24 protein-coding genes are annotated in these 23,246 nt (G+C 51.2%); 5 read left to right on the forward strand and 19 right to left on the reverse strand.

Annotated features, from left to right (window positions below; all coding sequences use genetic code 11):
- The first annotated feature begins 10 nt into the window (after positions 1–10).
- A complete protein-coding gene (locus tag WES_RS03635; RefSeq protein WP_000248094.1) occupies positions 11–259 on the forward strand; it encodes an acyl carrier protein in 249 nt (82 codons plus the stop codon).
- Positions 259–1,431 (forward strand): serine palmitoyltransferase, encoded by a 1,173-nt coding sequence (gene spt, locus WES_RS03630; protein ID WP_016159796.1) that lies wholly within the window; start codon positions 259–261, stop codon positions 1,429–1,431. Before WES_RS03635 ends, spt begins: the two co-directional genes overlap by 1 nt.
- A 34-nt stretch (positions 1,432–1,465) precedes the next feature.
- Here spt and lptG read toward each other — a convergent pair whose 3' ends face one another.
- From lptG to WES_RS03595, 7 genes are read right to left on the reverse strand one after another with little or no spacing between them, the layout of a single operon-like run.
- The gene (gene lptG, locus WES_RS03625) at positions 1,466–2,545 is read right to left on the reverse strand and encodes an LPS export ABC transporter permease LptG (protein ID WP_016159795.1); all 1,080 of its coding nucleotides are present in this window, start codon (positions 2,543–2,545) and stop codon (positions 1,466–1,468) included.
- On the reverse strand, positions 2,542–3,612 hold the full coding sequence (gene lptF, locus WES_RS03620) for an LPS export ABC transporter permease LptF (RefSeq protein ID WP_000779664.1): 1,071 nt from the start codon (positions 3,610–3,612) through the stop codon (positions 2,542–2,544). The genes lptG and lptF overlap by 4 nt, the downstream gene beginning before the upstream one ends.
- A gap of 30 nt (positions 3,613–3,642) precedes the next feature.
- Entirely contained in the window at positions 3,643–4,200 is a 558-nt protein-coding gene (locus WES_RS03615; RefSeq protein ID WP_016159794.1) for a YtfJ family protein, read from the reverse strand.
- Entirely contained in the window at positions 4,200–5,036 is an 837-nt protein-coding gene (locus WES_RS03610; protein ID WP_000984960.1) for a hypothetical protein, read from the reverse strand. The genes WES_RS03615 and WES_RS03610 overlap by 1 nt, the downstream gene beginning before the upstream one ends.
- Positions 5,036–6,385: a lipopolysaccharide biosynthesis protein gene (locus tag WES_RS03605; RefSeq protein WP_016159793.1), complete on the reverse strand. Its 1,350-nt coding sequence runs from the start codon at positions 6,383–6,385 to the stop codon at positions 5,036–5,038. The genes WES_RS03610 and WES_RS03605 overlap by 1 nt, the downstream gene beginning before the upstream one ends.
- A 45-nt stretch (positions 6,386–6,430) precedes the next feature.
- On the reverse strand, positions 6,431–7,189 hold the full coding sequence (locus tag WES_RS03600) for a nucleoside/nucleotide kinase family protein (RefSeq protein ID WP_000339523.1): 759 nt from the start codon (positions 7,187–7,189) through the stop codon (positions 6,431–6,433).
- Between the two features lie 30 nt (positions 7,190–7,219).
- Complete coding sequence (locus WES_RS03595; RefSeq protein ID WP_077637372.1) at positions 7,220–7,933, reverse strand: dTMP kinase; 714 nt, start codon at positions 7,931–7,933, stop codon at positions 7,220–7,222.
- Between the two features lie 173 nt (positions 7,934–8,106).
- Here WES_RS03595 and WES_RS03590 point away from each other — a divergent pair, with 173 nt between their 5' ends.
- The gene (locus WES_RS03590) at positions 8,107–8,799 is read left to right on the forward strand and encodes a dTMP kinase (protein WP_016159791.1); all 693 of its coding nucleotides are present in this window, start codon (positions 8,107–8,109) and stop codon (positions 8,797–8,799) included.
- Positions 8,800–8,847: 48 nt separating this feature from the next.
- Here WES_RS03590 and pitB read toward each other — a convergent pair whose 3' ends face one another.
- Both pitB and gss read right to left on the reverse strand, forming a co-directional pair.
- The gene (pitB, locus tag WES_RS03585) at positions 8,848–10,347 is read right to left on the reverse strand and encodes an inorganic phosphate transporter PitB (RefSeq protein WP_016159790.1); all 1,500 of its coding nucleotides are present in this window, start codon (positions 10,345–10,347) and stop codon (positions 8,848–8,850) included.
- A gap of 291 nt (positions 10,348–10,638) precedes the next feature.
- On the reverse strand, positions 10,639–12,498 hold the full coding sequence (gene gss / locus WES_RS03580) for a bifunctional glutathionylspermidine amidase/synthase (RefSeq protein WP_010348713.1): 1,860 nt from the start codon (positions 12,496–12,498) through the stop codon (positions 10,639–10,641).
- A gap of 204 nt (positions 12,499–12,702) precedes the next feature.
- Here gss and yghU point away from each other — a divergent pair, with 204 nt between their 5' ends.
- Together yghU and WES_RS03570 are read left to right on the forward strand one after the other, a co-directional pair.
- On the forward strand, positions 12,703–13,569 hold the full coding sequence (gene yghU, locus WES_RS03575) for a glutathione-dependent disulfide-bond oxidoreductase (RefSeq protein ID WP_016159789.1): 867 nt from the start codon (positions 12,703–12,705) through the stop codon (positions 13,567–13,569).
- 124 nt (positions 13,570–13,693) lie between these two features.
- Positions 13,694–14,716 (forward strand): IS110 family RNA-guided transposase, encoded by a 1,023-nt coding sequence (locus WES_RS03570; RefSeq protein WP_016159702.1) that lies wholly within the window; start codon positions 13,694–13,696, stop codon positions 14,714–14,716.
- 367 nt (positions 14,717–15,083) lie between these two features.
- Here WES_RS03570 and hybG read toward each other — a convergent pair whose 3' ends face one another.
- The 10 genes from hybG to yghX all read right to left on the reverse strand — a co-directional run bounded on the left by hybG (position 15,084) and on the right by yghX (position 23,233).
- Positions 15,084–15,332 (reverse strand): hydrogenase maturation factor HybG, encoded by a 249-nt coding sequence (gene hybG, locus WES_RS03565; RefSeq protein WP_000334896.1) that lies wholly within the window; start codon positions 15,330–15,332, stop codon positions 15,084–15,086.
- Between the two features lie 132 nt (positions 15,333–15,464).
- Entirely contained in the window at positions 15,465–15,806 is a 342-nt protein-coding gene (gene hypA / locus WES_RS03560) for a hydrogenase maturation nickel metallochaperone HypA (RefSeq protein ID WP_000544956.1), read from the reverse strand.
- Positions 15,799–16,287, reverse strand: a complete 489-nt coding sequence (gene hybE / locus WES_RS03555) for a hydrogenase-2 assembly chaperone (RefSeq protein WP_016159788.1) — start codon at positions 16,285–16,287, stop codon at positions 15,799–15,801. The genes hypA and hybE overlap by 8 nt, the downstream gene beginning before the upstream one ends.
- On the reverse strand, positions 16,280–16,774 hold the full coding sequence (locus WES_RS03550; RefSeq protein WP_001221940.1) for a HyaD/HybD family hydrogenase maturation endopeptidase: 495 nt from the start codon (positions 16,772–16,774) through the stop codon (positions 16,280–16,282). Before WES_RS03550 ends, hybE begins: the two co-directional genes overlap by 8 nt.
- A complete protein-coding gene (gene hybC / locus WES_RS03545) occupies positions 16,774–18,477 on the reverse strand; it encodes a hydrogenase 2 large subunit (RefSeq protein ID WP_000083059.1) in 1,704 nt (567 codons plus the stop codon). The genes WES_RS03550 and hybC overlap by 1 nt, the downstream gene beginning before the upstream one ends.
- Positions 18,474–19,652: a Ni/Fe-hydrogenase cytochrome b subunit gene (gene hybB, locus WES_RS03540; RefSeq protein ID WP_000017694.1), complete on the reverse strand. Its 1,179-nt coding sequence runs from the start codon at positions 19,650–19,652 to the stop codon at positions 18,474–18,476. Before hybB ends, hybC begins: the two co-directional genes overlap by 4 nt.
- Complete coding sequence (gene hybA / locus WES_RS03535; RefSeq protein ID WP_001081870.1) at positions 19,642–20,628, reverse strand: hydrogenase 2 operon protein HybA; 987 nt, start codon at positions 20,626–20,628, stop codon at positions 19,642–19,644. Before hybA ends, hybB begins: the two co-directional genes overlap by 11 nt.
- A gap of 2 nt (positions 20,629–20,630) precedes the next feature.
- The gene (hybO, locus tag WES_RS03530) at positions 20,631–21,749 is read right to left on the reverse strand and encodes a hydrogenase 2 small subunit (RefSeq protein ID WP_000145410.1); all 1,119 of its coding nucleotides are present in this window, start codon (positions 21,747–21,749) and stop codon (positions 20,631–20,633) included.
- A 188-nt stretch (positions 21,750–21,937) separates the two neighbouring features.
- Complete coding sequence (gene yghW, locus WES_RS03525) at positions 21,938–22,225, reverse strand: DUF2623 family protein YghW (RefSeq protein WP_001059138.1); 288 nt, start codon at positions 22,223–22,225, stop codon at positions 21,938–21,940.
- A 120-nt stretch (positions 22,226–22,345) separates the two neighbouring features.
- Positions 22,346–23,233 carry a YghX family hydrolase gene (gene yghX, locus WES_RS03520; protein ID WP_010348720.1) on the reverse strand — a complete coding sequence of 296 codons (888 nt, stop codon included), beginning with the start codon at positions 23,231–23,233 and terminating at the stop codon, positions 22,346–22,348.
- Positions 23,234–23,246: the final 13 nt, after the last annotated feature.

The following is a 23,246-nucleotide window of genomic DNA, read 5'->3' on the forward strand; positions in this document are numbered from 1 at the left end:
TAACGTTTCTATGGTAAATCGTGAAATAGTAATGGATTACATCCTTTCCTGTTTACAGGATTTGGTCGAAAACGGTGTGGAAATTAAGCCTGACAGCGCGCTCGTCAACGATCTTGGTCTGGAATCGATCAAAGTGATGGATCTCTTAATGATGCTGGAAGACAGATTCGATATTTCCATTCCGATTAATATTCTGCTGGATGTCAAAACCCCTGCGCAATTAATGGAAACACTACTTCCATGGCTGGAGAATAAATAATGGGGCTATACGATAAATATGCGCGTCTTGCTGGCGAGCGACTGCAATTTAGTGATAACGGGTTAACGCCGTTTGGCACCTGTATTGATGAAGTGTATTCCGCCACCGAAGGGCGTATCGGCAATAAAAAAGTGATCCTGGCCGGAACCAATAATTATCTCGGTTTAACCTTCAATAACGAGGCCATCGCCGAAGGTCAGGCTGCGTTAGCGGCACAAGGCACCGGCACCACCGGTTCTCGAATGGCTAATGGCAGCTATGCGCCGCATCTGGCGTTAGAGAAAGAGATCGCCGAGTTTTTCAATCGCCCTACTGCTATTATTTTTTCAACTGGTTATACCGCCAATTTAGGCGTCATCAGCGCACTTGCCGACCATAACGCCGTGGTATTGCTGGATGCCGATAGCCACGCCAGTATTTATGATGCCTGCTCTCTCGGCGGCGCGGAAATTATTCGTTTTCGCCATAACGACGCCAACGATCTGGAACGTCACATGATTCGCCTCGGCGAACGGGCGAAAGAGGCGATTATCATCGTTGAGGGCATCTACAGTATGCTCGGCGACGTTGCGCCGCTGGCGGAAATTGTTGATATCAAACGTCGTCTCGGCGGTTATTTGATTGTCGATGAAGCTCATTCGTTTGGCGTGTTAGGCGCAACGGGGCGTGGGCTGGTTGAAGCCGTTGGCGTTGAGGACGATGTTGATATTATCGTTGGCACCTTCAGTAAGAGTCTGGCCTCTATCGGCGGTTTTGCTGTCGGCTCGGAAGCGATGGAAGTGCTGCGCTACGGCAGCCGCCCGTATATTTTCACCGCCTCCCCTTCTCCTTCCTGCATTGCGACCGTGCGCTCGTCGTTAAGAACCATTGCCACACAACCAGAGTTGCGGCAAAAGTTGATGGATAACGCCAACCATCTGTATGACGGGCTGCAAAAATTGGGTTACGAGCTAAGCTCGCATATTAGCCCGGTAGTGCCAGTGATAATCGGTTCGAAAGAGGAAGGGTTACGCATCTGGCGCGAGCTTATCTCTCTAGGTGTTTATGTGAATCTTATCCTGCCACCTGCTGCGCCTGCGGGCATTACGCTGCTGCGCTGTAGCGTTAACGCTGCGCACAGCCGCGAACAAATCGATGCCATCATTCAGGCATTTGCCACGCTGAAACAGTAATGTTAACCCGTCGTGGTATTACGCCACGGCGGGTTTAGTGTTGCCTGTCATACCAATACACCAGACTCAACGCCACCAGCACAAACACTACCGGTAAACCGAGCGCAGTCGCTGGGGCGCTTAACGCAAATAGCAATCCCAGATTGACCATGATTTGATAGCTGATCCAGGTAAGCAAGCCAACAATGACGCCCACAGCAAGACGGCTGCCCATCCCCGGTGAGCGCGGGGCGCTAAAGGTAAACGGCACAGCCAGTAAAATCATCGCCAGAGTTAAGATGGGGTGTCCCAGCTTTTCCCACAGTGCCAGACGATATTCACTGCTCGGTTGCCCGGTTTCCTGCAAATAATGGATGTAATGGTTGAGCTGGCGGACAGAAAAGCTATTACCCGGCATCGATAACTCTTCGAGATTTATACTGGTGAACGTCGATTGCCACGGCAGATTATCTAATGTTTCCAGCGTTTCTTTGCCATTAAGCCATTTTTTATGATTCACACCGTGCAGGAGCCACGTTTTATCGTCTTCGATGGTGGCGCTGCGCGCGTAAATGTAGGATTCGAGTGACAGATCGTCGCGGTAATGAAATATCTCCACACCTACCGGCTGGCCCTGTTCATTCAGCGATTTCACCGTCACAAATTCATTGTCACGTCTGGCCCACAACATGTTGCCGGTGATGTCATCGTCCCCCCCTAACGCGGTGGCGGTCGATTTGATTTGCAGCGCCTGTTGCTGCAATGGCGACGCTACCCACTCATCAATCGCGCCTAACGAGACTGTCCACAGCATTCCGGCGACCAGCACCACCAGCGCGATACGGAAAATGGAAAATCCCGTGCTGCGAATGGCGGTAAGTTCACTGTTTTTCGATAACTGCCCAAGACCGACAATCCCCCCTAATAACGCGATAAACGGCGCAAGATCGACCAGTGTGCGCGGCAGGGTCATCACTACCACCAGCACAGCCTGAGTCCAGCGATAACCGCCAGGGCTGACATCATCCAGCTCGTTAATCAGGTTGAAGGTGGTAAAAAGCGGCAGCAGTAGTCCTGCGGCAGCGGCAAAACCGAGAAACAGGTGACGGATTAAATAGCGACTGAAGACATTCATCGGGAAAATTTCTGCAGCAAAGAGAAGTCGCGAGCAACCAGCACCAACAAACCAGTCAACATCAGTCCAGGCACTAACCACAAACCAGGGATAACAGGAATTGCACCGTTCGCCACCAGAGTGCGGCAAACGTCTCCGCCATAAAAAATGGCAATAAACAGTAACGTTAAAGGCAATAAGGTAGAAAATCGCCCCTGCCGTGGTTTTACCCGACTTAAAGAGATAGCCATCAGTGCCATTAACAACGCAGTCACGCCACGGCTTTGTCGCCATTGCAATTCGGCATGATCGGCAGGAAAGACAGAATGCGCCAGCTCCGTGAGCGATTTCGCTTTGCGTTTGACGTTAGGGCTTTGATCCAGCGGATTCAGATGTAATTGCAGATTGCGGTAGATCTGTTCGTTGTCGTCACTGCCCTGATGATCGAGAAGATAGGCTGTGCCGTTATGCAACATGACGGTCGGTTTGTCCGGAGAGGGATCGATAACATCAACGGAGCGGGCACGAAAAATGCGGGTTCGATTGGCTGTAGAAGTGTATATCAGCGCGTCAGTCAGGCGATTATTGTCTTGATCAACCGTCTGCGAGAGGATCATCCGCCCATTATCGTTAGTATTAAATTTCTTTGCCCGTAGCTGGCGGACGTCCAACTCCGACTGCGACTGTTGCTCCAGTTGATAAATCTGCGCATAAGCCCACGGCCGACCATACATCGACAAAACGGTGACAAAAATACTTAACGGTATAGCAAGGTAAAGAACAGCTTTATACAAACGCGCTGGGCTGCCTCCCGCCGCAGAAATTGCGGTAATTTCTGAGTCGGTATACATCTGCCCAAGCGTCACGCCAACTGACACATACAAGCCAACCGGTAACAACATCTCCAGTGCAATCAGCACCTTGTAAAAAACGATATCCAGCACAACGTTGAGAGCTAAAGTGCCATTTGCCGCTTCGGTCAGATAACGCTGTGCGGAATAGCTGGCGAAAATAAAGATCAGAAAACCGACGATAATCAGCACCAGACGGCGCGTACCGCGCATGATGTAGTGTTCAACCAGCTTCATCTCACTAACGCCCTCAATCCTTTGAGTTTTTTATTCATTGATCAGCTTCTGCGCCAGCGCAATAACATGATCTACCTCTTCCGGCGTCAGGCTGCCGTCCTTTGCCCACTGAATTTGCCCGGCTTTATTCAATACCAGAATGGTTGAACTCTGCTCCGGCAATTGCCAGGCAACCCGTCCCAGACCATTGCCGTCAATAACGAATTGCGCCCACGGATAGCGGCGTTTATTTTTCTCGATTTTACCGCTCACAAAATAGCCTGTACCAAAGATGGCATCATCGGTATTCACAATAGTGGTGGGCTGAAAACGATCCTGCGGAAAGTTTGCCGCTTCTACTGCTTTGATTAACAGTGAGTTCTTTTTCTTTGCCGACTTGCGCCCGGCGATATACTGGATAATGCGGACTTTTCCCGCCAGTTGCGTGCTGTTCCACTTTTGGTAGTGAATTTCGTCGTTATTAAGCAGTAGCTCGCCGCCTTCCTGGATATAAACAGGAGTTACCCGTTTTCCAGTGACAAAATTATGCGCCGCCACGACTGGCGCTAAGAGCGCAATGATCAGCGCGACAATCCGACGAAATGGCATTATTGCTCCGGATATAGCGGAAAACGCGAGATAAGCAGCTCTAAACGCTGGCGAATATCGCTATCCAGCGCCACCGGTGCGTCATATGACCGGCGGTTTTCCATATCATCTGCCACCATGTCGTCGTGCTTATCCCCCATCAGACCATTAATGGCAGCGAGGAAGCGGGAAATCTGTAACGCCTCTTTATTTTCAGGATCAAGCGATCTTAGGGTGTCGTAATAAGAAACCTGCTGACTGATGATTTTTCGCACATCATGAAATTCCCTGCCGGTTAGTCGCGGTTTGGCAATAATCTCTTTCAGGATATGCATTTGCTTTTGCCGATAGGCAATAAAACCGTTCACGCTTTCTAACTGGCTATGGCGTAATGACCAGTTCACTAACGACCAGACCGGGGAGCTTAAATAAATCCGTAACAGGTTACCGTAATACGACACGATATTTTTCTTACCGTTACGAAAACCATCCTGAAAATGGCCCAGACATACCGTCGTTTTGCCGAATAAAAATCCGGCCTGATGCTTCTTTAAATACAACCGTTGAGCAAAACGTAAATGCTTATAGCGCGCTCGCATGTATTTAAATTGTTTGCGCTCTTCAGCCGAAAGCTCATCGCCTTTGGTTTGTTTATGGATTAAACGCAGCAACTCCTTATGATCAACGCCATTTAGCCAGAATTGCAGACATAACGCGTAATTATCATGGATGATTTCGGCGGTACAACCCAGGGCGATTGTCGGCGGCAAACTGACCTGCGCGTCAACAACATCATCTTCCTCAATCGCAACAAATAAACGCTCGCTCGCCTCAAGCGGAAAATATTTTCTCATCATCAGGATTTCTCTCCGGCTGCGTTATAAAGCAATGAATGGCGCTGAAAGAACGCCTTTAAGGTCGGAATTAGTGAGAGCGCCACGTCCAGACATTGACCGCCGAAATAAGCAAACGCTGCTCCCAGCACGCCAAACAGATGACAAAACATGAACAGCAAAACGATGTAGCCGATTGAAGCGATGGTTTGCGCTACGAGGAAGGCGCGCTGTTTACCCGCCATCAATAGCAATGACTCCTGCGGGAAGCCCAGCATCGAAATAACAATCGCGCCAAGCATCACCTGGATCAGGTCATATGCTTCGAGATATTTAACGCCAAATACCAGCGAAATGAGCGGCTTGCCGACGATTAGCACCGCGAGCGCCACCAGAATACCGATTCCGCCAGCCAGTAAACCTGACTTCACGCCTAACAACCACGGTCTGGTAGTGCGCGGATCTAATCGCATTACCTCTGGATAAAAACTTTTACCCAGCAAACCCGCTGGCGTACCGGCGGCATCGAAGAATGTCATGGCGATTTTAAATAACCCAGCGGCGGCTGGCCCCAACACAATCCCCACCAGCACGGTGCTGCACGAGTTACGCGCCGACCAGATGGAGTGAGCAATGTTGGTTGACCAGACAAAACTCCACGCGCCTTTGATATGACGGGCAGACTCGAACAGATTCAATTTGAAGGCGTTATGGATATTTCTGCGGCGTAATTCACGCGCAGCAAACCACCAGTACATCGTGCCGCCAACCAGATTCGAGGCGTACCAGGCAATAACAAAGCCCGCAAAACCAAAGTCAAAATACCAGGCGATTACGCTACCCGCCGCTCGCAGAAAGGGTTTTGTAGCCTGCTGCACCGCAATTAAATCGAAGCGATCGACAGCGCGCAGAATGCCGGTCGGCGTGGAAGAAGCCATTGAGGGGATCAGCGTGCAATAGAGCGCCGCCAGCCAAAAGCTTTGCTCATCCAGACCTAATGAATGGGAAAGAAATGGCAGTAAGGCAATACCGCCGACAATCGCCACCGCGCCGCTGACGATATCCAGCGAAAAGGAAAACGAGACGACATTACGAAATTGTTGGGGGTTATTGTTGGTTAAGGCTGGCGTTCCGTACTGCACTACCAACTGCCATGTCTGAAACTTAATAAAATCGCTGATCGACTTAGCATACGATTGCACAATCACCAGTACGCCAAACATCGCTGGCGTCATCCCTTTACCAGCGCACGAGAGCGCCAGTAAGCCCAGCAAGGCGCTCACGACATTGCTGGAGCCTAACCAGGCGCTATTGCGAATAATGGTGCGAAAGGCTCCATCTGCAAACCAATGTTTGATGTTAAAACCCGCCAATTCAGCCTGACCTTATCGTTGATAGTAAAAAGTATCCCGCCAGCCTTAAGTTAAACTTCGGCGGTCAGAAACGATGGCAACCAGAGAAACCGCTTTCTGCGCCTGTTCCAGCACGTCGTGGTAGGGCGCTCTGGAATCAATCTCAAGAATTTTTGTGCCGTTATAGCCAATCTTCGACATAACGCCGATTTTGTCCTGCAGCTCGGCATAGTCGTGATCTGGCTTGCGGGAGATGGCGGTATCAATATCAATGCCCAGACGAATAATTAATTCAGGACGATATTGCGCCATTTGTTGATATAAGCGCCGCTCGCGCTGTGCCAGAAACATGTTGATTTTGCCGCTGGCGCGTTCGACGCCAATCCCCGGTCCGTCATAATAAAAACCGGAAATTTCCGCCTGCGGGAAGCGATCGCTAACCACCAGAACACCACTTTTCGCCAGTCGCTGAACCTTGCGCAGATTAGCCATTCTTCGCAGAGAAAAGCAGTACATAATCACCGCCGCCCATAGCGCCGGAGATTTAGTTTTCATACTTTGAGTTTTCGAGGATTTGGCCGCCAGACGCCGTTCCAGCCAGACGCCAACGAGCGGCAAGCGTTTAATTTTGTCGCCGTCTTCGCCGGATAGCAGCCCCAGATAACGACGCTCAGTTTGCCAGTGTTGTTGCAGCGATTTAACCAAATCGGTGGTCAGCGTGGATTTACCGGTGCCATCGCACCCGACCACCGCAATCAGCCCTGGAATGTAGTTGGGTTGCGGCGCGGTTGTACTGTTAACAGTTTGCGTTTGTAGTGCATCCATTCGTAAATCATCCCCTATCCATTTTGGTGATCAGGAAAGTGCGGCGTGAATCGCGCGTAATGAGGCTTGCAGGATTTCATCAGCAGGTTGTCGCCCGTCCAGTTCCAGTATCTTTGCGCTATTGAACGTCAGTTGTGGCGTAACGGCGATTTTTTCCTGTAACGCCGCCAGTTGATGATCGGGCTTGCGGGAAAATGCCGTCTGTTCATCAATAGCAAGACGAATCAATAACACAGGCAAATAAGATGCCATCCACTGGTACAGTTTCAGCTCGCGTTGCCTTAACATTTTTATCCAGCCGTTACCGCCAGTAGTTTTTGCCAGTTGCGGACCATCAAAGCGAAAACCAGGCACTTCTACCTGTGGGTAACGGTCGGTAATCAACAGATAGCCTTGCTGGCTTTTACACAACATTTTGCGAAACTTGTACGCCCGCCAGCAGGAAAGCAAATAAATAACCAGCGCGGTAATATTGCCGGGCGGCGTTGACGGCTTTTCATGCACATGTGCCGCTTTCCCCCGCAGATAACGCCCAAAAGGCGCGCCAATTACTGGAAGATGTGATATCCATTCGCCAATTCTCCCGGAAGATTGCCCGAGATAAATGTGTTCTGTTGGCATTTTTGTTGCCAGTTCATTTACCAGGCTTGCTGTGAGAGTCGATTTACCTGAACCATCACAACCCACAATGGCAATAACACGCACTGGCGTGGAATTAATTATTGACATATTACGTTGATTCACGAAAAACCCGGCAGCAAATAATGTATTGAATATTACGTGGTCGGTGCTCAGAATATCTGTTCAACCTTATTGTGACAATGGTTAATTGTGACATTGACCTGAATTACACTTTCATAAAAACACATTAATTAAATAAATATTTTGGACGGGTATTTAAATTTAAGGATATATTCATGCAGTCAATAATTCCTCCATTAATTGCTGTCATTGGTAGCGATGGTTCAGGCAAGTCAACGGTGTGTGAACATCTCATTAACGTTGTTGGAAAATATGGTGCCGCCGAAAGAGTTCATTTAGGAAAGCAGGCAGGAAATGTCGGACGTGCGGTGACAAAATTACCGTTGATGGGAAAATCCCTGCATAAAACCATTGAAAAAAATGAAGTGAAAACGGCAAAAAAATTGCCTGGCCCGGTTCCGGCGCTGGTAATTACAGCGTTTGTCGCCCGTCGCTTACTGCGCTTTCGTCATATGCTTGCCTGTCGTCGTCGCGGGTTAATTGTTCTAACCGACCGTTATCCTCAGGACCAAATTCCTGGCGCTTACGATGGTACGGTGTTCCCACCTAACGTTGAAGGTGGTCGTTTTGTCTCATGGCTGGCAAGCCAGGAACGTAAAGCGTTTCACTGGATGGCGAGCCATAAGCCTGATCTGGTCATCAAACTCAATGTTGACCTTGAAGTTGCCTGCGCGCGTAAACCCGACCATAAACGGGAATCGCTGGCGAGAAAGATTGCCATAACGCCACAGTTAACCTTTGGTGGTGCACAACTGGTTGATATCGACGCCAATCAGCCACTGGAAAAGGTGCTGGTTGATGCAGAAAAAGCGATTACGGATTTTATGACGGCGCGTGGTTATCACTAGTCAAAAATGGAAATGCCCGATCGCCAGGACCGGGCATTTTCAGGAAGGTTAAATCAACTGCAATGCTATCCAGTACAGACTACCAGACAGAAAAATCGCCGCCGGTAAGGTAAACACCCACGCCATCAGGATGCTGGTTACCGTTTTACGCTGTAAGCCTCCGCCATCCACGACCATCGTCCCTGCCACCGCCGAAGAAAGTACGTGTGTTGTGGAAACTGGCATACCGATGTAGCTGGCAAGGCCGATAGATACCGCCGCTGTCATTTGCGCCGCCATCCCTTGCGCATACGTCATGCCACGCTTACCAATCTTCTCACCGATGGTCATCGCTACACGACGCCAGCCAATCATGGTGCCGATACCGAGCGCCAGCGCCACTGCCATAATGATCCACACCGGAGCGTATTCAATGGTGCTTAACATATCGCTACGCAGTTTTTTCAGCAGGTTCTGGTCTTCTTTACTGACGTCTGGCAGTTTCGCCAGCTTCGCGGAGGTATCAGAAATGCACAGCATAATGCGGCGCAGCTGGCTGCGCTGACTCACGCTTAACGACTCGTAGCTTTCCATATTGCCTGGCAGCATCGTTTTAACGCGCGCAATCGCATCAAAGGTATTTGCCGGATGACAATGGAACTCCGTCACTTGTGTGCCATCCGTCGGAGTCGCAGGCAGCGGGGGTTCCATCGTAATCAATTTCTGCGGCAATTCAGGATGCTGTTGCAGATAGTGTTCAAAGTTAGTCACTGCATCGCGGGTACGGGTAATTTCATAGCCGGACGCGTTCATATTGACGACAAACCCGGCGGGCGCAATTCCCACCAGCACCAGCATCACAAGACCGATCCCTTTTTGTCCATCGTTCGCACCATGCGAAAACGCCACGCCCGCAGCGGAAACAATCAGTGCGATACGCGTCCAGAATGGCGGCTTACGTTTGCCTTTTTTCTTTTTGCGATCTTCAGGAATGCGGTGAATACGGTCACGCTTTTTCGTCCCGCTCCAGAAGCGACGCAGCAGGAAAATCAGTCCTCCCGCAATCACCAGCCCCACAATTGGGGAGACAATCAGTGAGGAGAAAATCTTGGTCACTTCACGCAGATTTAACGCGTCCATCACCGATGAACCGGTTAACATCGCATTAGTTAGACCGATGCCGATAATCGCACCAATCAAAGTATGTGAACTGGAGGCCGGTAAACCAAAAAACCACGTTCCCAGGTTCCAGATAATCGCCGCCAGCAGCATGGAAAAGACCATCGCCAGACCGTGGGTTGACCCCATATTCAGCAGCAAATCGGTTGGCAACATATGGACGATGGCATAAGCGACGCTAAGTCCGCCAAGCAATACGCCAAAAAAGTTAAAAAACGCCGCCATTACCACAGCAAGTTGTGGTTGCATGGCTCGGGTATAAATAACGGTTGCCACCGCATTTGCCGTGTCATGAAAACCATTGATTGCTTCGTAGAACAACACAAATGCCAGAGCAAGTAATAACAAAAGCCCCGTATATATATCAAGGCCAACAAATAAATTTAGCATATATTAGATTACGCCATTTTGAATTTACGAACGGAGGCATTATCAGTGACTTTCGCGGCGCGGGCAAAGTGAAATATCATTTTTTAACGATAAAAAGAGTGTTATTTCTTGTGTATCAGACAATAAGCATTCATTCAAAATTATTAGAAATAATTAATACAAAGGCATTTCGCTAGTTTATGTATTCACACGCGAAATGAATAAATAATAAAATATATAAACATTAAATATTTTGATTAATCCCCGTACTGATTACTCTTTATAATCAGTACAGGGTTGCTACAACATGTATTACTCTTTCACCACAATTAACGGTTCAATATCACTCTCTTTTTTGATGACCAGTGATTCATCGCCGCGCAAGCAAGTCCCGCCATAGTTGCCGCCAACGGTGAAAGTACATACCTGGATATATTTACCGTCCACTTTCGGCAGACACCACAGTTGCTGGTAGATGTTTTTCTGCTCGGCAAATTTACCGCTGGTCTGATCCAGCACCTCTTCATGATGGCTGACCAGGTCGATATTGCTGCCACAGCGACCGGCAATCGGCTTCACGGCATAACCGGTTTTCACCAGTTCATCATTAACAGTGAAATCAGTATCCAGCAGATAGCGATGGTGCGGGAACAGCGACCAGAGGATCGGCAGAATCGCTTTGTTACCGGGGATCACCGTCCACAGCGGCTCAAAGACCAGCACTTCCGGGCGCAGCAGAACGTCGATTAGACGTACTTCATTTTGCGGATGACCGGTACGAATCGGCACTGCGGCAAACTCACGGTCACTGACTTCACGAATCTGATCAAACGCGGTTTCCCACGCCCAGGTTTTCCATACGCAGTTAACCAGTCGCCCTTCCCCATCAATCAGTTGCCCGGCAGCATCCCAGCCCAGTTCATCCAGCCCGCGCAAAATACGCGTTTCAAAGCCAGCCTGTTGCAGCGCCTGCTCCATAAACTGGGCGTGATAATTCTCCTCGATATCTTTGTCCTGCATGATATGGACAAATGGACGTGCACGACTGTGTTTCCATGCGCCTGCTAGTTCGTTAATCAGCCCTTCTGCCGGATTGAAGCCGTTGCCTTTATAGCCTTGCTCCGTCCAACGTTCGAGGATTAAGCCCGCTTCAGTATGGCAGGAGGCGGAATCGGCGTTGTATTCGTAGACCTTCAGGCCACGCTCATCCATACAGAAATCCATACGACCAGTGATCATATGGTGACGGCGACGCTGCCAGGAGAGACGCAAACGCGGCCAGAGGATTTTTGGAATGTCGAACAATGCCAGCAGGTTGTCATCTTTCAGCACCTTGTCGGTAGCGTGAAGATACATCAGGTGCAACTCGTTGGTGGCTTTAATCAGCTCCTGCTCGGCACTCTCGGTGATGGTGTAATAATGATACGGATCCTGATTAATCACCTGACCGTTGGCCTGCACGTAGGCATTTTGCAGCGGGTCTTTTTCATCCAGCCATTTACCGTCAAACTGGCCTTTGTTTTCCAGTCGCGCTCCGCTGATTTTCAACAAATCGCCTTCAATTTGCGGCTGTGGCAAGCTGTATTCGGTATCTTCCGTCTGGATCATCCAGCCCAGAATGGTGGTGTCATCAAACGTGTCTTTGAGGGTATAGCAGCCGTTTTCTACCACCATCTCCAGTTCGCGCGTCCACTGCTGCCCTTGCGGTAACGGGGAATGAATCACGTTCTGTTCCGCAATACGGACTTTGTTGCCGTGCAATTGGGTAATGATGGCGACATGGCCGGTATCTTTAAATTCTCCGCCTTTATCCCAGATAAGCAGCGCACCCGCGACTGGCGCACGCGGCGAGCCGTTAGGAAATGCCTGCAATGGCAGGATGTTGTCGTTAACCACTTCACGCAGGAAGCGCAGCGAGAAAATCTCCCACGCCATGCCTACATCAGTGAAGACCACACCGTAATTCAGAAAGAGAAAACGGCGAGCAAATTCAACGCATTGCCATTTGTGGCCCATATATTCATCGTCGATATAGCTACGAAATACGGCGTCATCTTCGTATTCCTGCGGATCGAGAGAACTGTAATCTGAAGAGTAGATTGCTACACCACCGGGGGCGTAGCCCAATAATGTCCCGAACGGGGCATCCTGGCTGGTCGTTCCTTTGCTCATCACTTTACCTTTAACAATACAACCTAAGCAGTTGGCGTAATTGTTGTGCTCTGATTACCTGCTCAGCGACATTAACCGGACAGAGGTCTGACTTATCATACACCTCAACGCAGCGGCTGGCGCAAAGGGTTAAAAAATTCACAATCTGTACAGCAATCGAACTGCTACACTGCTTCAACACTACCACTCAGAAGGCAACTCAGTATGACAGACAATACTTATCAGCCCGCGAAAGTCTGGACGTGGGATAAATCCGCTGGCGGCGCGTTCGCCAATATTAATCGCCCGGTTTCTGGTTCGACGCATGAAAAAACGTTGCCGGTTGGCAAGCACCCGTTACAGCTCTATTCGCTGGGCACGCCAAACGGTCAGAAAGTGACAATTATGCTCGAAGAACTACTCGCGCTGGGCGTCACCGGCGCAGAGTACGACGCCTGGCTGATTCGCATTGGCGATGGCGATCAATTCTCCAGCGGCTTTGTGGAAGTGAACCCGAACTCAAAGATCCCGGCATTGCGCGATCATACGCATAATCCGCCGATCCGCGTGTTTGAGTCAGGATCGATTCTGCTTTATCTGGCAGAGAAATTTGGCTACTTCTTGCCGCAGGATCTGGCAAAACGGACTGAAACGATGAACTGGTTGTTCTGGTTACAGGGCGCTGCGCCGTTCCTCGGCGGTGGTTTTGGTCACTTTTACCATTACGCGCCAGTGAAAATTGAGTACGCCATCAACCGTTTTACCATGGAAGCCAAACGCCTGCTCGACGTACTGGATAAACAACTGGCGCAGCATAAGTTTGTTGCGGGCGATGAGTACACCATTGCTGATATGGCAATCTGGCCGTGGTTTGGCAACGTGGTATTAGGCGGCGTGTATGATGCCGCAGAGTTTCTTGATGCGGGCAGCTATAAGCACGTACAACGCTGGGCGAAAGAAGTGGCTGAACGTCCGGCTGTGAAGCGTGGACGAATTGTTAACCGCACCAACGGGCCACTGAACGAGCAGTTGCATGAGCGCCATGATGCCAGTGATTTCGAGACGAATACGGAAGATAAGCGTCAGGGGTAAGGGTTGGTGTTCGTCGCAGCAAGCCATCCAGGGCGATGTAGGCCGATGTGATGGACACCTCCCGCCTTACGGCATCAATGTGCCAGACTGAGGTGTACTCAGTTCCCAGGTGGAGGTGTCCGTCATGAATATTAAGCGTATTGGTCTCGACCTTGCAAAAAATGTTTTTCAGATCCACGGCGTCGATCACCATGAAAAAGTGGTACTGCGAAAAACCCTGCGCCGTGCCCACATGATGACGTTTTTCTCCGGCCTTTCTCCCTGTCTTATTGGTATTGAGGCCTGTGGCTCTTCCCATTACTGGACCCGCGAGCTCACCCGCATGGGCCATACCGTGCGTATTATTCCGCCGAAACTCGTCAAACCTTATCTCAAAGGCAACAAAAACGACGCCAATGATGCAGCAGCCATCTGCGAGGCCATCAGCAGGCCTGGTATGCGTTTTGTCGCTCTCAAATCGGAAGCACAGCAGACGTTACAGGCAGAGCACCGGGTCCGGGCCAGGATCATCCGCGAGCGGACTGCACTGTGCAATGAAATCCGGGGGCTGTTGAGTGAATTTGGTCTGGTGCTGCCAGTGGGGATAAATCACGTGCGTAAAGCCCTGCCGGAAATCCTGTCGCAGCAGGAGCAGTGGAATGACCGCTTCATCCGTCTGTTGTGCGAGCTGTCAGAGGAAATGCAGATGCTGGATGAGCGCATATCGCGTCATGACCGGCGTCTTCAGCAGGCGGCACGGGACGATATCCGCATAAAACGGCTGATGGAAATAGAGGGTTTTGGCCCGATAGTGGCGAGTGCACTGGTGGCTGCCGTGGGCGATGCGAAGCAATTTAAAAACGGTCGGGAAATGTCGGCCTTTATTGGACTGGTTCCGCGACAGCATTCAAGCGGCGGAAAAGAGCGGCTGGGCCATATCAGCAAACGGGGTGACAGTTACCTGAGAACGCTGCTGATCCATGGTGCCCGTGCAGTACTGAGGTTCAGCGCCGGAAAAACAGACAGACGCAGCCTCTGGCTACAGTCGGTGGCAGAAAGACGTAATAACAATATCGCCGTGGTGGCGCTGGCAAATAAAAACATCCGGATAGCGTGGGCGATATTAAATCGTGGTGAAGAATACCATGGGGTGAAGAATGCAGCGTAAGCAGCACTGACGTCCCTGTAAGTAAACGAGCAACAAACCTGCCGTAAGTGTGCAAAGTTATAAAGAACTGATGTGTAACAGGTAAGACCGACATCTGGCAAATCCGACCTTATCCATGGCTCCCTGCAAAGCAAAGCCGGCAGGCCGAAAGGAAACAGATGTGCAGATAACATCATGGCCGGGTACGACGGTACCGTAAGAGAGGCCGGATATACGAATGCAACTTACTCCCGTCACACAGATGAAAAATAACTTGCACAACGGGAGGTGTCCATATACGGATAAGGCGTTCACGCTGCATCCGGCAATCGAGCACAATGCCTGATGCGACGCTCGCGCGTCTTATCAGGCCTACGAAAGCTAATCATCACGCGCTGGTAATGTCGTAATCCATTTGGCGCAGTGCGTCTAATGTGGCTTTGGCTTCATCTTCGTCGATGATGCTCATGGCAAATCCGACGTGTACCAGCACCCACTGGCCCAGCAGATCGGCAGGGTTACCTTCACAAATCAGGGCGATATTCACGTCGCGCTTGATACCACAAACTTCAACCTGCGCAAGCTGGTGAATATCTTCACCGACAGCCAGCACCTGGCCTGGAACGCCAATACACATTGTTAACTCCGGTTATTTCGATTGCGGACAAACGCGAAAAAGAACCTTTAGCGGGTGTTTCCCCTCACCCTAACCCTCTCCCCGGAGGGGCGAGGGGACCGTCCGTGCACTTTTCAGGCGTTGTCCTCAGTCTTATTCAACTTCAATACTTTTGACGATCAGCGAATCGCCGGTATCGACACGCAACCGCTCGCCATGACAGATCGGACATTGCGCATCGTGCTGATGAATCTCCACCACCTGGCTGCAATCCCAACACCAGGCCTGGGCGGGTTTATAGACGATATGTAAATCGCACCCTTGCGCCACCGTTCCCTGGCAGACAATTTCAAAACTAAAACGGACGGCGCTCTCCTCAACGCAGGAGAGCGCGCCAATTTCCAGCCACACGGCGGTGACGCGCTTAACATCGTGCTGCTCCGCCTGCCGTTGGATAATTTCAACGGCGCTCTGGCAAAGCGACAACTCATGCATTTTCACCACTCCTGCGACCAAACAGCAGGGCGCGACGCCCTGCGTGTGGTACATCCGGATTGGTGACCGGCAGCGAAAGGATCATTCGTGCGCAGTCATCCGTCAGCCGTTGACCCTCTTCAATCGACATGCTGTGCGAAAGCGGTGACATCAGCGAGCAGGAGAGGTATTGCGAAACACCGTCCAGTTCGCCAACGGTAAAGGTCATGGTGCCGTAAGGCAGTTGCAGACCGATTTTTTCACTCACTTTGCGCATCGGCCAGAGTTGATCCGGGCCGGGGAAGATAACTGCACTCAGCATCCACGGGGTGATTACACACCCCGTCCACTGACCTTCGAACAGCGTAAAGTCGGAAACGTACACCGGCATTGAAGGATGCAGAAAAGAGAGATCGTGCATCGAACGCCGGGCAATTTCTTCAAACGCTGCCTGTACTTGCGCCTTCGGGGAGGTCTGGAAACCTGCTATCTCTTCAGTCATGAGTCGCCTCCCGTGGGATGGCTTCCACGCCTGATTCACGCAGCGCAGCCAGAACCTGCTCAAGCGCAGGTTCAATCATCGCTTCGACCGTCGGCGTCAAGCCGATGTGCGGCTCCAGTGATTCCGGGATCACGCCGACCAGGGTCAGCTTTTTCGGAAACTCGCCAGTGAAGCGCAGGGCCGACAATACGTCGGCCAGGCCAAGCTGATGCGGAGAAATTTTATTGGTAAACAACGCCGGAACTTCTTCATCCCGCAGGATCATCATCGTTCCCGGCGCGTTCTTTTTCGACACAATGGCATCCGCAATAATCAGATGATCGCGATTTGCCATGTCGCCAAGCAGCTCCATTCCTGCCGTGCCGCCATCGAGGATTTCAACATAATCCGGCAGAATGTATCGTTGCTCTAACGCTTCGACAATCCGCACACCGATGGCTTCATCGGTCAGCAAAATATTGCCGACCCCTAAGACTAAAATACGCATTACAGAACCTTCACTGAAACCACTTCGTTGCCGTCGGCATCCACTACGTGTACCGCGCAGGCCATGCACGGGTCGAAGGAGTGAATGGTGCGCACCACTTCCAGCGGTTTATTCGGATCGGCAACCGGTGTACCCACCAGTGACTGCTCGTAAGGACCGACGTCATCATTGAAGTTACGCGGGCCAGAGTTCCAGGTTGATGGAACAACTGCCTGGTAGTTACTGATGATACCGTCTTTAATAACCATCCAGTGAGAGAGCATACCGCGCGGTGCTTCAAGGAAGCCAACGCCTTTGAACTCACCTGTAGCCGGAATGTTCGGCTTCACAAAGGTGGTGTGGTCGCCTTTGCCGATATTGGTGATCAGTGCACTGTATTGATTTTGCAGGATATCCTGCAATTCGCAGCAGTGAACGGTACGACCAATAATACGCCCCAGCGTGGAGTGCAGTTGCGCCACTTCCAGCGTGTTGCCGGTCAGTTTCTGATAAATCGCAACGATTTCATTTAGTTTGTTCTGAGTAGACTCGCGTCCTGACGCCAGTTTCACCAGCATGTTCGCCAGCGGCCCCACTTCTACCGTTTTGCCGTAGAAAGTCGGTGATTTCACCCAGGAATATTTACCGTCCTCAGACCAGCCGTCATAAGCCGGAATGGTCGTGCCTTCCCACGGTGCCTGCGGCGCTTCGTCTTTATACCAGGAGTGCTTCGCGCTTTCCTGAATCCCTTTGATCAGATATTCATCTGAATGGGAAGTGATCGGACGATACGAGGACAGATCCGCATTCTCAATGTAGCCGCCCGGGAACAGGAAGCTGCCGTTTTTGCTGTCGGTCGGGAATTCCGGCACGCTCAGGTAGTTCACCGCGCCTTTACCGCGCTCCAGCCATTCCGGATAAAACGCTGCAATAACTGCGGTATCAACCTTATAAACCTGCTCAACAAAGTCGCTCAGCTTGTCGATGAAGGACTTGATGTACATCAGGCGCTCAAGGTTCAGCACGCCCAGACCGTCGAGGTTGATCGGGTTCGCAACACCACCTACCGCCAGGTTCTGAATGTGCGGCGTTTTACCGCCCAGCAGCGCCACAACGCGGTTAGCGTCACGCTGGCACTCCAGCGCCTGTAAGTAGTGCGCTACCGCAATCAGGTTCACTTCCGGCGGCAGTTTCATCGCCGGATGTCCCCAGTAGCCGTTGGCGAAAATACCCAACTGACCGCTGGCAACCAGATCTTTGATCTTGTTCTGAACTTTAGTGAACTCTTCCGGGCTGTTCAGGTGCCAGGTCGAAACGCCTTTCAGCATTTCGGAGGCTTTGGTCGGATCGGCTTGCAGCGCAGAAGTGATGTCTACCCAGTCCAGCGCAGAGAGCTGATAGAAATGAACGATATGGTCATGCGTGGTGTGCGCAGCCAGAATGATGTTACGGATGTATTGCGCGTTAACCGGAACGTCGATATTCAGCGCACTCTCTGCCGCACGAACAGAAGAGAGCGCGTGAGTGGTGGTACATACGCCACAGATACGTTGCACAATCATCCATGCATCGCGCGGATCGCGGTTTTTCACGATCTCTTCCATGCCGCGCCACATGGTCCCGGAAGCCCATGCTTTCGAAACGACGCCATTTTCGATTTCGCAATCGATGCGTAAATGCCCTTCAATACGGGTTACCGGATCAATAGTAATTCTCTGGCTCATGCTTTGCTCGCCTCATGACGATTATGATCGTTTTGTTTTAAAGGAGGAAGTATCGGCAGTAGACGAATGAGTACGATGTAAGCGCAAATCTCAATAGCCACAAAACCAATAGAAATCAACAGTTCTTCCCAGGTCGGGAAGTAGGCGTAACCGCCGCCTGGGTTGAATGCCACCAGCGAATAGGTCAGACGCCAGGTTGCACAACCTAACAGTGCGCTCAGTGCTGACAGGAACAGCATACGGGAATCATTGCGCAGCTTCGCCACACGCAGAACGACCAGCGGGAAAAGCATCAGCAGGACTTCAATCCAGAACATCACGGAGTAGAAGTCACCGGCAAACGCTAAGGACAGCTTGTCGCGATAGATTAGCTCGCCAAAGCGCAGCACAATGAAAATCGCCAGCAGCACGCTGATGGTGTTGGTCAGCTTGACGAACAGGCTCTTCTCATCCGGACCGTTGCCGCGCAGACCCGCCTGCACCAGCGAACCTTCAAAGATAACAATCGAGAAGCCCATGATGAACGCCGTCAGCAGCGAGAACAGCGGCAACATTTCATAGCTCTGCCACAGCGGATGCACTTTATAGCCCGCCGAGATCATCAGCGACCCCATTGAAGACTGGTGCATGGTCGGCAGCAGCGCGCCGAGCGCGATGATAAAGAACATCACCTTGTTCAGACGCTTGAGCGACACCTTCCAGCCCAGGCGTTCAAACAGCGCAGGAGCAAACTCAAGCGCCATCACGCCGATGTAGATGGTCATACAGACCGCCGTCTCGAACAGTACCGAGTTCACGTTGAAGTGACCCGGAATATAGAAGTACGGCAGGTTCCAGTAGCGACCCACGTCGATAGTGATCGACAAGCCACCCAGTGAGTAACCGAACAGACTCGCCAACAGCGCCGGACGCACCAGCGGATGGTATTGTCCACGGTTAAAGACGTATACCGCCCACGCCAGCGCCCAGCCGCCACAGGCAAAGCCGGTGCCGATCAGCAGGTCAAACGCGATCCACACGCCCCACGGGAAGCCGCCGTTCAGGTCGGAGACAGAGCCCAGACCGAACACCAGACGTTTCACAATCAGGAGCATACAGATGACGATTAACGGTCCAAAAATCATGACCGGTTTACTGATGATTTTGCCGCCCAGCGGTTGTGGATCATGACTCATGATCGTCTCCTCCGTCGTGATGGTCGTTTTTGGTGTTGCGACGAACCAGCACGGTTAAGCCCGCCAGCACAGCCAGTGGTAGCATCATGCCTTTATACAGGGTGTGTTGAATATTTTCGGAACGCGCACCGGTAGAAAGATCGTCCAGTTTCGGCAGGTCGAGATTTTCATAAGGCACACCCGTCAGTACCAGAACCTGAGTACCGCCGCCCTCTTTCTCGCCGTACAGATGCGGATAATATTTCGGCACTGTGTGCAGGTAAGTGTCGCCAGATTTCAGCGTCTGACGCGGATAGTGGTATTCGCTGCCAGGCTTCAGCGCCAGGCGTTTTTTCGCCTCAGCCATCAGCTCTTCACGCGTACCAAAAATCACCGCGCCCGCCGGGCACACTTCTACGCAGCCAGGCAGACCGCCTTTATCGAGACGTTCCACGCCTTTCTGGTTACACAGCTCACACTTATGCAACGCACCAAACGGGTTGTTGTAGTCGTACTTCGGCACGTTGTACGGACAGGCGACCATGCAGTAACGGCAGCCGGTGCACACATCTTTGTCGTAATGGACAATGCCGGTTTTCGGATCTTTTTTCAGCGCAGAGACCGGGCATACAGAGACACAATTCGGATCGACGCAGTGCATACACTGTTTCTTAATGTACGCATAGCCGTTCTCTTCCTGGTCTTTGTTGACACCCGTGCCACTGGTCCACACCTGAATGATGTTATTGGTATACGGCGACAGTTTGTCGTTGTTCGACCAGGTCTGCTCCCCTTGTGGGTTACGTTCAGGGAAGTTGATATCCTGACACTTAGTGACGCAAGCCTGGCAGCCTACGCACAAGGTCGAGTCATACAACATACCCAGCGATCCCGGAATTGGCGGGCGGTTTTCAGCAGCCGCATGGCTGACCGACGGCAGCGCGCCCGTCAGCAATGCCCCGCAGGAGGCTGCTTTAATAAAATTACGTCTGTTCACGGTTATTCTCCCCGTGAGTCAGCGTTATCTTTCTTTTGCTGACGACCCAGTTCACGCACCGCCATCACGCTGACACCGGCAACCAGCCCAACCACGCCGCCGAGCAAACCGATAGCGCCCGCAGAGACGTTGCCGCCTTCTTTAGCATTCACGTCCGGTTTTTGTGAGCGTGGCGTCTGGTTTTCGACGTTAGCAAGCTGATGGATGCCTTTATGGAAGCCGATACCTTCTTCGTTACAGCCATAGCACGGGTGACCAATCGCCACCGGCCACACGCCGCCAACATCGCAGAATTGCAGCGTTGAGCAGTTGCCGTAAGTTTCAGGGCCTTTACAGCCGAGGTGGTACAGGCACCAGCCTTCGCGGTGGCCTTCATCACCGAACTCTTTGGCAAAACGACCAGCATCGAAGTGCGGGCGACGTTCGCAGTGTTCGTGAATCAGACGACCATAGGCGAAGGTCGGGCGATTTTTGTCATCCAGCTTCGGCGGTTTACCGTAAGTGATGATGTGCGCAACGGTCGCAAGGAAGTTGTGCGGGTTAGGCGGACAACCGGGAATGTTGATAACGGTTTTGCCCGGCAGAACTTCTTGCAGGCTAACCGCGCCGGTGGGGTTAACCCCAGCTGCTGCGACACCGCCCCACGCGGAGCAAGAACCGATAGCAATAATGGCTGCTGCGCCTTCCGCCGCTTTGCGGATGTGATCCACAATCGGCTCACCGGCAACCATGCAGTAAATACCGTTATCTTTTAATGGGATGGAACCATCCACAACCAACACATACTGCCCTTTATACTTCTCAAGCGCGTTATGTTTGTTCTCTTCAACCTGATGGCCGAATGCGGCGGAAAGGACTTCGTGATACTCCAGAGAGATGGTCTCCAGCACGAGGTTTTCTACCGTTGGATGCGTTGCACGAAGCAGAGATTCCGTACAACCGGTGCACTCCTGCGCGCCAATCCAGATAACCGGCGGGCGCTGCGGGTTAGTGACCGATTCGGCCATCTCTGCGGCGGCTTTGCTACTCAGCCCCATGGTGGCGGCTAATGCTGCACAAAGCTTCATGAAATCACGACGATTAATGCCGTGAGAATGGATGAGGGTGTTATCTCCAGTCATTTATAGTTATTCCGTTGCGAAGACCTGGCATATATTTTGCCTCAACCGCAAAATCAATAATGCGATCGATGCGCCATTTACCACACATTTATTATGGTTATCATTGTCATGATACTGCGGCGGGGCGCTAAAACGAAGGGAAGAAGCATTAGTGTAATTAATTAAAGCAAGATAATACGTATGTTTGATCAATTTTCGAGGCGATAACCAGCCATAAAAAATCGTAATGTAGAACAGGAATTATTCTCACGAAAGAAATCCATTACCATCTCTTTATCCAGTCCATAACGGCGCGTCAGAATACCTGCTTCCCAGGCGCTGAGCTGGCGGTCACCGGTCTTTTTATACATCCGATGCGAGTAGCCTAATACAAATCCGCGCTTATAATCGGCACAGAATTTAGTCACATTAACCGCACTGTCGGCATGTGTTGCTTTTAATCCCGCCATTAAGCCTTTACCAAAATGGTTATTCATCGTTTTGCCCTCAAACGATATATATCAACTTATATAGCGATATTTTAGGCAAAGAACGACTTTTACGCACGCTATTTTTTTCAGCATGTTAAGAATGTTATCCAGGAAGAGATAAACCCATCAGGAGAGATATTTGTCGAACCATTTCAGCGTCCTTTGCCAGGCAAGATCGGCAGCAGATTTGTCATAACGGGGCGTGGAATCATTATGGAATCCGTGATTAACCCCCGGATAAATATACGCTTCATAAACCTTATTATTAGCTTTCAACGCTGCCTCATAAGCGGGCCAACCTTCGTTGATTCGCGTATCCAGTTCAGCGTAGTGAAGCAGTAAAGGCGCGTCGATTTTCGCCACATCGGCGGTGGGCGCCTGGCGGCCATAAAACGGCACCGCGCAGGCCAGTTCCGGGTATGCCACCGCTGCCGCGTTCGAGACACCACCGCCATAGCAAAATCCCGTAATACCCACTTTGCCCGTGGCTTGCGGATAGCGTTGCATAAACTCAATCGCGGCAAAGAAATCATTCATCAGTTTGGTTGGATCAACCTGCTGTTGCAGCTCACGACCTTTATCATCGTTCCCCGGATATCCGCCCACGGAGCTTAAGCCGTCTGGCGCCAGAGCGATGTACCCCGCCTTCGCCACTCGCCGCGCCACATCTTCGATATACGGATTCAGTCCACGATTCTCATGCACTACCACCACGGCTGGCGTTTTGCCGCTCATCTTCGCAGGCTTCACCAGATAACCCCGAACCTCGCCGTGACCATTTGGCGAAGGATACGTGATGTACTCAGCAACAATCTCCGGGTCGGTAAACTCTACCTGAGTCGCCAGCGCATAATTTGGCTTGAGCAAATCAAACAACGCTAATGCCGTCATCCCGCCCACCGTATACTTCGTCGCCAGGTTGAGGAACTCACGTTTCGAGATTTTCCCGTGAGCGTAATAGTCGTAGTAATCCAGTAACTCTTGCGGGAAATCTTTGGCTGTTAAACGCGACATCGTTTCATTCCTC

The organism is Escherichia sp. KTE31, assembly GCF_000407925.1.
Taxonomy (GTDB): Bacteria; Pseudomonadota; Gammaproteobacteria; order Enterobacterales; family Enterobacteriaceae; genus Escherichia; species Escherichia ruysiae.